Annotated in this window: 13 protein-coding genes and 2 pseudogenes; 3 read left to right on the forward strand and 12 right to left on the reverse strand. The window is 32.8% G+C overall.

The window, feature by feature from the left end; all coding sequences use genetic code 11:
* Window positions 1–57: 57 nt before the first annotated feature.
* The gene (locus MKY00_RS15265; RefSeq protein WP_062821135.1) at window positions 58–573 is read right to left on the reverse strand and encodes a DUF3231 family protein; all 516 of its coding nucleotides are present in this window, start codon (window positions 571–573) and stop codon (window positions 58–60) included.
* 294 nt (window positions 574–867) lie between these two features.
* Window positions 868–1,080, reverse strand: a complete 213-nt coding sequence (gene sasP / locus MKY00_RS15270) for a small acid-soluble spore protein, SasP family (protein WP_000002833.1) — start codon at window positions 1,078–1,080, stop codon at window positions 868–870.
* Window positions 1,081–1,346: 266 nt separating this feature from the next.
* Between sasP and MKY00_RS15275 the strand changes: the two genes are divergently transcribed.
* The gene (locus MKY00_RS15275) at window positions 1,347–2,480 is read left to right on the forward strand and encodes a zinc-dependent alcohol dehydrogenase (protein ID WP_016717908.1); all 1,134 of its coding nucleotides are present in this window, start codon (window positions 1,347–1,349) and stop codon (window positions 2,478–2,480) included.
* A gap of 169 nt (window positions 2,481–2,649) precedes the next feature.
* Window positions 2,650–2,772, forward strand: a pseudogene (locus MKY00_RS30195) (DUF1259 domain-containing protein); the annotation flags it as partial.
* A gap of 180 nt (window positions 2,773–2,952) precedes the next feature.
* Here MKY00_RS30195 and MKY00_RS15280 read toward each other — a convergent pair.
* From MKY00_RS15280 to MKY00_RS15295, 4 genes and pseudogenes are all read right to left on the reverse strand, one after another.
* Window positions 2,953–3,136: pseudogene (locus MKY00_RS15280) on the reverse strand (D-alanyl-D-alanine carboxypeptidase family protein); the annotation flags it as partial.
* 30 nt (window positions 3,137–3,166) lie between these two features.
* Window positions 3,167–5,014 carry a HAMP domain-containing sensor histidine kinase gene (locus tag MKY00_RS15285; RefSeq protein WP_016717909.1) on the reverse strand — a complete coding sequence of 616 codons (1,848 nt, stop codon included), beginning with the start codon at window positions 5,012–5,014 and terminating at the stop codon, window positions 3,167–3,169.
* Entirely contained in the window at window positions 5,014–5,694 is a 681-nt protein-coding gene (locus MKY00_RS15290) for a response regulator transcription factor (protein ID WP_029141142.1), read from the reverse strand. The genes MKY00_RS15285 and MKY00_RS15290 overlap by 1 nt, the downstream gene beginning before the upstream one ends.
* Window positions 5,695–5,722: 28 nt before the next feature.
* The gene (locus MKY00_RS15295) at window positions 5,723–6,496 is read right to left on the reverse strand and encodes a C39 family peptidase (RefSeq protein ID WP_016717911.1); all 774 of its coding nucleotides are present in this window, start codon (window positions 6,494–6,496) and stop codon (window positions 5,723–5,725) included.
* A gap of 426 nt (window positions 6,497–6,922) precedes the next feature.
* On the opposite strand from MKY00_RS15295, the gene MKY00_RS15300 reads away from it, so the two are divergent.
* Window positions 6,923–7,288, forward strand: a complete 366-nt coding sequence (locus MKY00_RS15300) for a YxeA family protein (RefSeq protein ID WP_016717912.1) — start codon at window positions 6,923–6,925, stop codon at window positions 7,286–7,288.
* A 35-nt stretch (window positions 7,289–7,323) separates the two neighbouring features.
* On the opposite strand, the gene MKY00_RS15305 is transcribed toward MKY00_RS15300, so the two are convergent.
* The 6 genes from MKY00_RS15305 to MKY00_RS15330 all read right to left on the reverse strand — a co-directional run bounded on the left by MKY00_RS15305 (window position 7,324) and on the right by MKY00_RS15330 (window position 14,048).
* Window positions 7,324–8,034, reverse strand: a complete 711-nt coding sequence (locus tag MKY00_RS15305) for an alpha/beta hydrolase (protein ID WP_016717913.1) — start codon at window positions 8,032–8,034, stop codon at window positions 7,324–7,326.
* Window positions 8,035–8,220: 186 nt separating this feature from the next.
* Window positions 8,221–8,745 carry a TspO/MBR family protein gene (locus MKY00_RS15310; protein ID WP_016717914.1) on the reverse strand — a complete coding sequence of 175 codons (525 nt, stop codon included), beginning with the start codon at window positions 8,743–8,745 and terminating at the stop codon, window positions 8,221–8,223.
* A gap of 147 nt (window positions 8,746–8,892) precedes the next feature.
* Window positions 8,893–10,323 (reverse strand): cryptochrome/photolyase family protein, encoded by a 1,431-nt coding sequence (locus MKY00_RS15315; RefSeq protein WP_016717915.1) that lies wholly within the window; start codon window positions 10,321–10,323, stop codon window positions 8,893–8,895.
* A gap of 110 nt (window positions 10,324–10,433) precedes the next feature.
* Window positions 10,434–11,015: a PadR family transcriptional regulator gene (locus MKY00_RS15320; RefSeq protein ID WP_001093178.1), complete on the reverse strand. Its 582-nt coding sequence runs from the start codon at window positions 11,013–11,015 to the stop codon at window positions 10,434–10,436.
* 76 nt (window positions 11,016–11,091) lie between these two features.
* Window positions 11,092–12,615, reverse strand: a complete 1,524-nt coding sequence (locus MKY00_RS15325; RefSeq protein ID WP_016717916.1) for an MDR family MFS transporter — start codon at window positions 12,613–12,615, stop codon at window positions 11,092–11,094.
* Window positions 12,616–12,830: 215 nt separating this feature from the next.
* On the reverse strand, window positions 12,831–14,048 hold the full coding sequence (locus MKY00_RS15330) for an NAD(P)/FAD-dependent oxidoreductase (protein WP_000365728.1): 1,218 nt from the start codon (window positions 14,046–14,048) through the stop codon (window positions 12,831–12,833).
* Window positions 14,049–14,052: the final 4 nt, after the last annotated feature.

Below are 14,052 nucleotides of genomic sequence, written 5' to 3' on the forward strand. Positions count from 1 at the left end.
TGGGGATACATCTAAAAAATAAAAAAGTGGCCAATGCCACTTTTTTATTTTTGTTTATTAAGCTTGATCAGAATTTCTTACATGTAATGGAGGTGGAACTACCCACCCTTTTTTCTTACTTAAACGCAGCAAAGTTACACCTGCTTGCGCTTTTTTCATATGAAATTGTCCGAATAGCATCCCTACATCTTCTCGAAGACATTTTCCCATCACTTGACTACATGTCACAAGTCCAGCTGCTAATCCTGCAGAAACAGCTGCTGCTATTTCAACATCATTAATACGTGCTCCTGGAGGAATATCTTCAATAGATGCAACTGGTCGTTCTGGAGGAGCAGGCGGTAAAGCTACGCCATTAACCTTTAAAAGAGTTTTTAACTCTTCTATTTCCGAATTCATATCATTTTCAATTAAGCTTTCTAAAAACTTTTTCAAATCTTCGTCACCTGTGTGATTCATAAACACTTGATGGCTTGCAATTGCACCTTGTGCAGCTAAAAGATAACTCCAAATATCAAATACTTCTCCGTAATGTAACGGTTCGTTTTGAGGATTTCCACTTAATATACCCATTTTTAAATTCCTCCCTTTCGAAAATATCATAATAAATATTGATTTCAATATTGAAATCAAATTTTTAAGTATGCTTTTTCCTGCAAAAGATTTTCTACTATGCATGGAAAACACCTTTCCAACACTGCGTGTTTATTGTTTAGGAAAGTAGTTTACAAATAAAATACTCAAAGATTATGAAAGAAGATTATCAATAATCTTTGAGTGAGAATCCATTTACTATAAGGGTTTTTATTTTTACACATATACAAAAGAAATTGATTTACATATCTACTATATTGTATGTCAATTTACTTAGCGGTTAGCTCTACCACCAAGTTGTTGTTCAGCCATTGCTACTAAACGTTTTGTAATTTCACCACCAACAGATCCATTTGAACGAGCTGTTGTATCTGCACCAAGTTGTACACCAAACTCTTGTGCAATTTCATATTTCATTTGATCAAGAGCCTGTTCAGCACCTCGAACTAACAATTCATTACGATTTCCACTATTATTGTTTGCCATATCGTTTCACCTCCAATGCTTTTAATATGCTACGAATCATGAAATAATAGTTATCCTTTTTATGGGAATTAGCATATGAATAAATATTGATTTTTTTCTTAAAGTAGGGCAAAACATATAAGAAAGAATAACTGGTATAACATACTTTCATAACAACACTATATATACTTCCTAATTCTCTTCAGTAAATAAAAGACAGATTTCTATTTCACCAATCGATTAAATAGAAAGTATATTTTGAGAAATAATCAAAAAGGAGATATGAGATGAAAGCTGTAACCTATCAAGGCCCAAACCAAGTACAAGTTAAACAGGTGGATGATGCAAAATTAGAGAAAAAAGATGATATTATTGTAAAAATTACTTCAACCGCTATTTGCGGTTCTGATTTACATTTATATCAAGGGAACATGCCTTTACCGCAAGGATATATTATTGGCCATGAGCCAATGGGTATTGTTGAAGAAGTAGGTCCAGATGTTACGAAAGTGAAAAAAGGCGACCGTGTTGTAATCCCCTTTAACGTTGCTTGTGGACATTGTTTTTATTGCCAACATGAAATGGAAAGTCAATGTGACAACTCCAACCCCCATTACGATTCTGGCGGATACTTTGGTTATACAGAGAAATTTGGTAATCATCCGGGCGGACAAGCTGAATATTTAAAAGTTCCTTTTGGAAATTTCACTCCATTTGTTATACCAGAATCATGCGAACTGGAAGATGAATCTCTACTGTTTTTATCCGATGTTTTGCCAACAGCTTATTGGAGTGTAATAAACGCAGGCGTTAAGCGAGGTGATACTGTTATCGTCCTTGGTTGTGGACCTGTTGGATTAATGACACAAAAATTCGCTTGGATGCAAGGTGCTAAACGCGTAATTGCAGTCGATTACTTAGATTATCGGATAAATTATGCAAAAAAGATTAACAATGTTGAGGTATTTGAGTTTACAAAATTTCCTGATATGGGAGAACATTTAAAAGAAATCACACATGGTGGTGCGGATGTAGTCGTTGATTGCGTGGGCATGGATGGAAAAAAATCACCCCTAGAATTTCTAGAACAAAAATTGAAATTACAAGGTGGAACTCTCGGCCCTATTCAAATTGCTACGAAGGCCGTAAGAAAATATGGAACGGTTCAAATGACCGGCGTTTATGGCGGCAACTATAATGCCTTCCCACTCGGTGCATTTTGGGTTAGAAATATTAATCTGAAAATGGGACAAGCACCTGTCATTCATTTTATGCCGGAACTATTTGAAAAAATAACAAATAAAGAATTTGATCCAAAAGAGATTATTACGCACAAAATCCCCCTTGAAGAAGCGAGCTACGGTTATCAAATTTTCAATAATCGTGAAGATGATTGTATAAAAGTCATTTTGAAACCTTGAAAATACAATTTATTATTATTATTATTATTAGTGCGAAGATAAGATTACACTCCGTAATCTTATCTTTTTTATTAGATTCTAAATAGATATTCCCCCATTTTCATCTCACATCGAAAATAGTTATTTTCGAAAAACTTTGCATTTTGATGCAATACTTTATTGGTAAAAAAATGAATTAATTATGTATATTCATATCCAATCGGTAGAACCCCCTTTACATTTCGCACAAAAACTAGCGAATTCTTTTTTGTCCTTAAGTAGCTATCCTATTGCTAATAACGAGGGGCAATGATTAGTGTTTTGGATGTATTTATATGTTTTTTTCTATATATATGAACAAAATAAAATCATTTCATTTTGTACCCGAAAGTAAAAAACTGCCTATCAAATTTTTAAATAGGCAGTTTTTGAATCTATTAAAATAAAATACTATTCCCTAAAAAATACAGATTTTCAATTCACTTTAGTTTTCTTATCTCATATATTCTTCTAAAGTTAGTTTTTCCTTATATATTTTTTGAAATATCTCCTATATAACTAATATGCCACGGTTCATACGTATAACCAGTTATATTTTTCTTTTCCTTTGGATAACGAATGATATACCCTGCACGATGCGTATTTTCTTTCAGCCACTTCTCTCCCTTAGATTTTGCACCTTTACTGTTTACTCCAACTATTTTATACTACTGTTTTCCATCCCACTTTTCTAAATGGAAGTAGAATAATACACCGTCTTCAGTGTTGGTCACACCGTATTTCGCATCATGTAAATCAAATATATTTTTTACAATGGACAGCCCAAGACCCGTTCCACCACATACTCGTTTTCTTGATTTATCGCCCCTATAGAACTGATCCCATATTTTATCTATATTTTCTTCTGCTATATGTGAACCTTTATTTTCAAACCCTATATATACGTCATGTTGTTTCTCTTTTACATCAATCACAATGATTTGTTTTGCATCTGTATAACGAATCGCATTTGTAAACAAGTTTGTTATAACCTGTTCCAATAAATTCGTTTTCCCCTTGACACACACATCATCTATATTTAATTTGATTTGTAGGGATTTTTCATCAATTTGAACTTGTAAATCTTGTTCTGCCTTTTGAATTAAGTCAACTATATTAACTTGCTCCATCTGTATTTGATATGTTCCTGATTCATATTTAGCTAAGTTTAACATTTCATCAATTAGTACATTCATTTTCTCTATTTCTTTTTCTAATGCGTCCCAATAGTATTGATTCATTTCAGGTGCAATACCATCTTGCAGCATGGAAGCAGATATTTGCATCACACTGAGGGGGGTTTTTAATTCATGTGAAACACCTGCAATGAAATCTTTTCTTGTCTGTTCTAGTTTCTTTTCTTTCTCTAAGTCCTTTTTTAACTGATTGATATACCCTTCCATTCTTTCTGAGAGCTGATTAATGTTAGAGGAAAGCTCTCCAATTTCATTTTTCGACTTGATAGAAAGCTTGTCTTGAAACTGGAATTCCATTATTTTTTTCGTTGCTTCCTTCACCTTTAATAATGGCTTAGTGATAATTCTCGAGTAATAAAAACATACAATAAGCGATAGAACCAGCACAAATACTATAATATATATGTAATAATCACTCATTACATTTGTTGCTTTTGTAATTGGTTGTAACGAAGATAGCGTATAAATAAATTCCTTTACTTGACCATCTTTCATGAGTGGTTTTATCGTTTCTAGATACTTGATTCCATCTATACTAATTTCATTCTGCACCCATTCTTCTCCGCGTAATTTTACTTTATCGCTAATCCAATCCGATTGAAATTGCAAAATACGCTTTGCAAATACTTCATTACTGTACAATGTGTTATCAATTTCTAGGTTGCTATAATTCGGGAAGCTAATTTCTGTTACAAGTCCTTCTAAGTAATAATATTTATCACTTTCTTCTTTTGAAAAAATTTTAATTCCATTTTTAGCGCCTGACATCATGTATTTCATTGTCTGATGATATGTAGGAGCTACAAAGTTTCCATCGTATCCTTTTATCCTTAGTGTTGTAGGAACGACGATATCCTTATTTGGCCCTTTACTCACTGTATCCATGATAGCTGTTTTGGTCGTCTTATCGATTAAACTCGTAATTAAAATGCTGAAGTTAGAATCCATATCTCTCTTTGCGTTAATTAAATTATTAAATACGACTTTAGATGTTCGACTTGGATCATTTTTATCAGTCGCTTTTATATAGTAATCTCCTGATGGTAATTTCTTAATGTTTGCTACTTCATCAAGCCTAGCAATCATAATACCTTGCTGGTTAGCATATGATCGTTCTTTACTCTGGAGTTTATTTTCATCCTGTTTATGTTCTTCGTAAAATGTATAATATTGTTTTAATTGTTTCTGAACATTTTCTTTTTCCTTATCTACATACATATACTTCATCACATACATTTGTCCAAAAAAGATAGTTGCGATGATCATGCAGCATAGTAAAAAGGTAAGAGAAAATAACTGAAATACAATTTTCTTTCTCATCATTTCTCTACCTCAAACTTATATCCCGTACGAACAACTGTAGTAATGTGCTTTGCTTTCTCACCTAGTTTCAAACGTACATTACGCATATGTGCAGTTAGTGTTTTATCATCTCCGTCATAATCATATCCCCAAATATTTGTGATTAATTGCTCTCGCGTTAATACTTGTTCCTTATGCTCCATTAAAGATTGTAAAATTTCATACTCTGTATGTGTAAAATCTATCTTTTGTCCATCTATTGAAACAGAACGTGCTGATTTATCTAAGCGAATACCGCATAAATGAATGCAGTCCTGAAATTGTAAATTTTGATTTGTATCTTTGAACAAACGCTTTGCTCTCGCCAATAAAATTGCAGGTTTAAATGGTTTCGTTACATAATCATCTGCCCCTAGTTCAAATCCAAGTAATGTATCATCCTCATCACTTCGAGCTGTTAATAAAATAATGGGAACGTTAGAGCTCTTGCGAATACGTCTACAAATTGACCACCCATCCATTACTGGAAGCATAATATCTAGTATGATTAAACTGACATCATGATCATGTGCAGCAAATAACTCTAATCCCATCTGGCCATCTTCTGCTGTTATCACATCATATCCATCATGCGAGAAATAATGCGCTACCGTCTCTCTTATAATTTTTTCATCTTCTATAATTAAAACTTTTTTCATTTCTATTCTCATCCAATCTACGTTCTCTTTAAATCGAAATGGTCATCGCTTGTCTTCCCATCTGAATCCAAGACTGTTCAAAATTATTTCGATTAATCGCTCTATGTTTGTCCTTCTTTAGTGGATCGTTAATATATACATATTGTTCATCATAATCTGTCACAACAACACTATGTTGATGATATGTCACTTTCATTTCCCCTGTATCTGTTCTCCATGTATAAAATTGATTATCAGGTAATCGTTTAAAACGAGCATTTGTTAATACCCATACAGGGAGGCCTCGATCTATCGCTTCATAAATGTGTTCAGGTTCTTTATAACTTAGATTCATCACTTTTTCATCCGGAACATACAACTTTGCCAATTCTAAAATCGGCTCCACAAAAACACCTAATCCTGGTTTATCAAAAGTAGCCATATCCCCGATAAACCCTTTATGCATATTTCCCTTCAAACCATTACTTTGAAATGGGACATAGTGTATCTTTGAAGCCAATTCCATTTTATCTACTTTCACTCCTGAAAATTGTAATACCATAGCGAGACTTGTTACTTCACAACCGCGCATCAATTCTGGTTTTTGTAAGATAAGCGGAACATCTAATGGCTTTATTACCTCTTTTTCTTGTTCTATTGATATATTCTCTTTTTCAACTACTTCTGGTTTTTGTTCTACTTCTTGCACAATGACAGGTGGTTTCTTTTCACTTATAGGACTTTCACTATTTGACATACCGATACATATACCTAGTCCTGCGATAGTTAATAAACAAAATGTTTTTTTTCTACTATATTCCATAAATCCCTCTCCTCACTTCTTTCTAAGGAGAGTGTAGCTTGTTCATATTTAGATAATCTCATGTTCATAGAAAGATAAAGAGAAATCTATATCAAGATTATATAAAGATACATACTATCCTAAACAATCGTATGGGTAATAAAGTGTGCTTTCAAGAAGTAATATTTAACTATTTTAAATCGATTGCCCAGTAACATTCCAAATGCTATATGGATGAAACTTTTCTAATGCATTATATCGTAGAGCTAAATCCGTTCGTTATGTAAAAAAGAATCATCATACAAAGTTACGACTCTAACGATGTGAGATTCGCTCCTTTTACCGTAATAAAATAACTCTTAAGAAAAACTTAAAGAATTCCCCTCTATATTCATAAGAACTTTTATCTATACTGAAAAATGTAAATAGATAAAAGGAGAAACGATCATGAAGAAATTTATAATTTGTATAATAGCAATAGGCATTCCTATATACTTACTACCTTTCATATTACGCGGGGATTTAGACAGATTTAATCCAATTGCTGAAGAAAAAAATGTATACGCCGTTGCGAAGGGATATGGCATTCCAGATTATCATCATAAAGGAAGAGCTGTGTACTCACTAAAAGGTGTTGATGAATTAAGCAATGAAACAGAATATAAAGTTGGAACGAACACACCTAATGATTTTATAAGAAAAACTTACTTAAAAATTCATGTAAAAGGAAAGTATGTGTATTCTTACGATATTATCGCTGAAGAGGATATTCCGGAGAAAATAAGAGGGAAATTGAAGATAGAAGTTAAATAAAAGAGCCGTCTCGTATGAGTTGGCTCTCCCGTCTATCATTGTTTCAACAACCATTCTTCAATTACTTTCACTGTTTCATCTCGTTGTGCTTTTGGCGTAATTAAGCTAGCATTATCACCTTTTTGCTCACCATACATGCCAAAATGAGCATGGTTTCCACCTTTTATCATGTGCATAGTTGTATTCTTTGACATAAACTTTTTATTGTCCTCTATTTTTTCTACAGTTGCTAAAGCATCTACTTCCCCATAAATTGATAACATCGGAATCGCTTTCGTAGAGAAGTCATCTGCAGGATAAGAACCTAAGAAAATGATCCCATCTACCTTGTCCTCATGTTGAAAGGCATACTTAGAAATCATAGCTCCCCCCATTGAATGGCCCGCAACATACCATTTTTGAACTTCAGGATACTGTGCCATTACACTGTCTACTGCATTGATTCCAAGTATCGCTAAGTTTAATGGTAACTTAGGCATTACTACAAAGTGTCCATCTTTTGCAAGAGCTTCTCCCAAGTAACTATAAGCCTCCGCTTCTACTTTAGCACCTTGATAAAAAATAACCCCTATTTTAGCATCTTTCTCTCCAAAAACGATATGATCTTCACCTTTTTTATCATCTACTAACAACAAAGCCTCTTTCGTTGGTTTATAAGTAAACTGAGACCAAGTCAAAAACGTAATACTTCCTATAAGTAAAATACCGAGTAAAGAGTATAGCGTAATTTTTATCCATTTCTTCACACATATGGCCTCCCTAAGATGTATATATTCTATATTTTAGATTATCATTAATAAGCATAAAAACTCGAGCATTTTTATTATGTTCAAGTTTTTATTTACGCCTTTAATTTATACTATAAAGTGAAACTTTAATCAGTGGGGGTTTTCTTCATCCCCCACTGATTATTAGTTGAACCAATCGGACTTTTATGGGCAGTTGATCCCCCACCTAAATTCTTTTCTTTCGCTGCATTTGGAGGTGGGGGTCTTACTGCCCGTTAAAGTGGGATAAATGCTCCAAGATAAATATGTAGCAAATGCCGACCATACAAAATATGGAATGAGCAACCATGTCGATACTTTAGATAAACTGGAAGAAACCGCTATGAGAAGTAACGTAGTAATAGCGACTAGTAAACAATCTACTGTTGCTAAAAATAAATTTTTTTGACTGAATTGAAAGTAGCTGAACGCTTGATTACACATGTAATTTAAAAGGAATACAAACCAAAATGTTTTTGGCTTACATCCATATTTGTTGTAAACAATTGCAATTGATAATGCAATAAGTCCATATAATACAGCCCAAACTATTCCGATTGTCATACCAGAAGGTGTCCAAGACGGCTTTTCTAGTGCATCGTACCACATACGATCAATAGGAAATAAAATACTAGAAACATAAAACAAACCATATGTTAGTAAAAATACTAGAATACTAGATTTTTTCATAAACATTCTCCTTTTTTAATAGAAGGTTTTAGAAACTCTATATGATTCGTATGGTCTTTCAATGAATACAAATTTAATATGCAAATAGACCTTCTTATACTTTTCATTATAACCTTTACATATCAAATTCATATTGACTCGTGTATTTTATATAAATTCTTTCATACGTTTATATGCACAAAGTGCTCTCTCCCGCGCTGCCTTATGATCAACAACTGGCAAAGGGTATGTATCTCCTAGCTTTATATTAGCCTTTTGTAAAATATGCTCAGGTGCTTCCCACGGTTTATGTATATATTTATTAGGCATATCTTTTAATTCTGGTACCCATTTTCTTATATATTCTCCATCTTTATCAAACTTTTCTCCTTGTGTAATCGGGTTAAAAATACGAAAGTACGGTGATGCATCCGCTCCACTTCCAGCAACCCATTGCCACCCCATGGTATTATTTGCAATATCAGCATCTAGTAGTGTATCCATAAACCATTTTGCTCCTTCTTGCCACGGAATTAATAAATGCTTTACAAGAAAAGAGGCTACAGCCATTCTTGCTCGATTATGCATAAAACCTGTTTGCCATAGTTCCCGCATTCCCGCATCAATAAACGGATAACCAGTTTCACCCTTCTGCCATACTGTTAATAACTCCTCTTCATTATTCCACGGAAAATGTTCAAAATTCTTATTAAGAGGTTTATATACTGTAAATGGGTAATGATATAGTAAATAATAAGAAAACTCTCGCCAAATTAATTGACGGATAAAGCTATTCACTTGTTTTTCAAAAAGACTACATTGTCTTTCGGTACTTTTATTGATTAAGTAATGATACATCCACCTCACTGATATTTGACCAAATGAAAGATAAGGTGCCAACATCGAATGAGCATTTTGATTTGGAAAATCTCTTCCTTCACTATAAGAGGCTAATTTGCTAGAGAAAAATTTCTTACATGTTTTGTATGCCCCTTCTTCTGTAGGATCCCATATTGATTCTATATGAGATGTCCACGGTATAGTCGGCAGCAAGTGTAATTCTGTAACAGATAAGCTTTCTGGTAAAGAACTTCCCCATTTTATACGCTGCACTTTACTAATAGGTTTAGATATTACCTGCTTTTGAAATGCATTATAAAAAGGCGTAAACACCTTATATTCAGTGTTATCTTTCTTTTTAATCATCCACGGTTCTAATAATAAATGTGAATTAAATTCCTTACATGTAATACCTTTATCTTCTAACATCATTTTCATGTTTTGATTAAATTGTAATCTGTCCGGATCATAACAAATATTCCAATATACAGCCGTTATACCTAACTGTTCTATGAGAGAAAGTATTTCTTCCTCCGTACTTCCTTTACGAATGATTAAAGTAGAGCCCAATGCCTCAAGTTGCTTCTTTGCATCTATTATTGCATGGTGTAACCACCACTTTGACGCACTTCCCATTGAAAAAGTTTCATCATGTACATATACCGGAACAACCTCACCGGACTGAGTAGCTTCAAATAGAGCTGGGTTATCATATAAGCGAAAATCTTTTTGAAACATAACAATAATTTTATTTTGCATGGCTATCCCTTCTGATTCTTAAAGCACAATTCATTTTTTATTAGAACAAGTACTTCTGTTATTTTTAAATGATTATAACAATCGTTCTTTTTATTTTATAATCTTCTTCATTATAAACATTGATTTTCTATCTCTCTAAGTACATCATTTCCTATATTATCTATCTTTTCATTTTTTACGTTATTATATAAACTCTGTAAAATCTTTAACTCTGTTCTTAAATGTAAAATGACACTAGATAATATATATAGCTTAGCTAAACTCTCTTTTCCACACTTCTCTTCATATACTTTTTGAAGAGTAGTAAGATATAACGTCAGTTGAGAGATTTTAATTTTTAGCTGTTCTAGAATTAATTGTTCCTCCCCATATTGTGCAAAAAGTAACGCTTCATATATAGGACGATGCATATCCTCTTTCTTTATCATTTGCTCTAATAATAAATGCTCAAATTCTTGTTTACCACTTTGAGTAATACCGTAAATAGTTCGTTCAGGGCGTTGTTCATTACGAATAATATCAACAACTTCTATAAAGCCCTTCTTTTCAAGTTGCTCAAATGTATAATATAAAGAGCCTTTTGTAATTTTTATATAATATTTCATTTCACTATTTTTTAAAAGTTGCTGGACTTCATACGGATGTCTATTCTTCTCCATAAGAAGACCCAGCATAAAAAGCTTTGTATTCATAATTCTCCACTCCTTAATAACCTATACCAATAGTATAAGCTAAAAATAAGCAAAGAATCTTTTTGTTTTATAAAATTTATGAATTCGAATTCACTTTATTATCCTTTGTACCAGCTTTGACATTCCCCATAAATAATATTGCCATAAATGAAACGATAATTGGAATTAAAGCTAATAGAAATACAGTAGTAATTGAAGATGACATAGCGGCTATAATTTTTTCAAGAATAAAAGTAGGGATACTGGCCCTTATATCTGAGCGAAATATTGCACTTGGATCACCTAAATTATTTAACATGTTGGAACCGTGTTCTATTCCCTTAAAAGCATCCTTTAAATTAGCTGTAAAGGTACTATTTTGAATGGAGCCAAAAATCGTTACCCCAATTGTCATACCTAGTGAACGAAAGAATGAATTTGTTGAAGTAGCTGAGCCACGGAATCTCGGTTCCATATTATGAATAGAAACTGTAGGAAGTAAAGAAAACGAAAATCCAACCCCAAATCCCGTTATAATCATGTATATCGTTAAAAGTGCACGGCTTGTTTGCGGATCCATCGTTCCTAATAAATACATACCTATCCCAAAGGATATTACAGATAATAACATTAAGTTGCGGTAACTAATTTTCGTTTGAAATATTCCGCCAATGGCACTACCTACGACAGAACCTAACATCATTGGTGTTAAAATTAATCCAGCATTAGTTGCTGTTCCACCATATACAGCCTGAACAAAAATAGGAATGAATACTGTTAAAATAACAAATGTTGCTCCATAGAAAAATGTAATAATTTGAGATATTGCAAACTCCTTACGCTTAAACATCCAAAATGATATGATCGGATCTTTCACTTTTCTTTCTACCAATAGGAAGCCAATAAAAAATACAATAAACGATGTAAATAACCCAATGATTTGTATCGAATCCCACTTAAACTTTTTTCCTCCTAATTCTAAAGCGAACATTAAGCTAATTACTGCTATTACGAGCGTTATCGCCCCCCACCAATCAATATTTTGCTTAGTAGGTGGATTATTTTCTTTATAAGCTTTTAAAATAAAAATTAATGACATTAAACCAATTGGAATATTGACGTAAAAAATCCAATGCCAACTAATATTTTCTGTTATATACGCGCCTAATAAAGGTCCTAATACACTTGAAGAACCAAATACGGCCCCTAATAATCCAGTCATTTTTCCTCTTTTTTCAATAGGAAAAATATCAAATACAATGGTAAAGGCGATTGGCATAAGTGCACCCCCACCTATACCTTGAATTGCACGATAAATACTTAGCTGAACAATGCTTTGCGCAGTACCACATAATGCAGAACCAATTAAGAAGATTAATAAACCAAAAATATAGAACCTCTTTCTACCATACATATCAGATAATTTCCCAAAAATAGGCATACCAGCCATAACTGCAACCATATAAGCAGAAGTAACCCAGACGAATTTATCCAATCCACCCAAATCTGAGACAATTGTACCAATTGAAGTAGCAACAATTGTATTATCCATTGCAGCCATTAAAATGCCTAGCATTAAACCAGCTATTACTAAGCGTAAGTTGGTCTCTTTTGCAACCATACCTCTTTCCTCCTTTTTTCACACCCAACAGAATAAATAGTCTAATTAAACTATATACTCATTATAGTTTAATTAGACTATTTTTCAATAAAAAAATAAATCCCCCCAAAATATATTGGAGAGATTACAAATGTAGAATTGCTTCTTATATAAAATAATTAAAACCGTTAAAACGATCACTTCTTTATACTACTGTGATTTTGCGTACATATAGCTTATTCATTTAGTTTTGGTCTAGTTTGTAAATATAAATTCAAATCTGGACTTGAACCGCTAATAATTACATCTCGAACCATTTTAGAAAGTGCCATACTATATACTAATCCATTATCTCCATACGCATAGATAAAGTGACAATTTGGAAACTCTTCATACATTCCAATTATAGGTAAACCATCATGAGTACCACCATAAAAAGCGCTTAAATAAAATTCAGGTTCAACCGTAATATTTGGAAAGAGCTTATTAAATTCATTCACTAATTTCTCTTTTTTATGGATTAATTTTGAATCTCTTTCTTGAGCAATGTTTGTATCTTCATCTAACCCACCTATAATAATCCTGTTATCTGCAGTAGTTCTCATATAAATATATGGTCTCGCAGTTTCCCAAATGAGAGTACGTTTATACCAAGAAGATAAATCTTCTACAGGATTAGTAACAATTGCATACGAGCTAATTAGTGTAGCGTTCTTTTCCTTTTTAAATTCCAAACCTTCATATCCTGCAGCCACAATTACTTTATCGGCAGTAATAGAATTGCCCCCTTTTGTATAAAAAACAGCACGTTCTTTCTCTAACTTTTTGCCAACAATCTCTGTATCTTCATAAATGTGGACTCCTTTATTAGAAGCTTGTTTTAATAAACTATGTGTAAATTTATACGGATTTATTTCACCATCGTTATACGTATAAATAGCTGCACGTTTTTTAAATGGATATCTCTGTCCAATTTGTTCCTCTGATAGCCAAGTCGCTTTAAAATCATGCTTATGTAAATAATACAGTTCTTTCTCTAATTTCTTTATATCCTCTTCATAACTTGCATAATATAAACTGTCACGTCGTTTAAAGTCAGAGCAATAAGGTGAATTTTGATCAGCATATTCAATATCATTAATAGCTTGTTCACATAATTTCATATGCTTAACTGCATACTCTTCTCCAAATGTATTTACAAGTTCAAAAAACATCTTGTCACCTAAATATTGAATAAGTGCTGTATTTGTAAGGTTACTTCCGTGTCCTACCTTTCTTTTATCAACGACAACAATCTTTAAATCTGATTCACTTAAATAGTATGCGGATTGAGCACCGGAACTCCCTGCTCCTATTATTAGTACGTCACATTTTATATCTTCTTCCAATTGAGGATAAGAAGGTGTATTAGAAAAAGTTGTGTTCCAATATAATTTCCCTGTCTGTAAATCCATTTAA

Source organism: Bacillus sp. FSL R9-9834, from assembly GCF_038006905.1.
Taxonomy (GTDB): Bacteria; Bacillota; Bacilli; order Bacillales; family Bacillaceae_G; genus Bacillus_A; species Bacillus_A pacificus.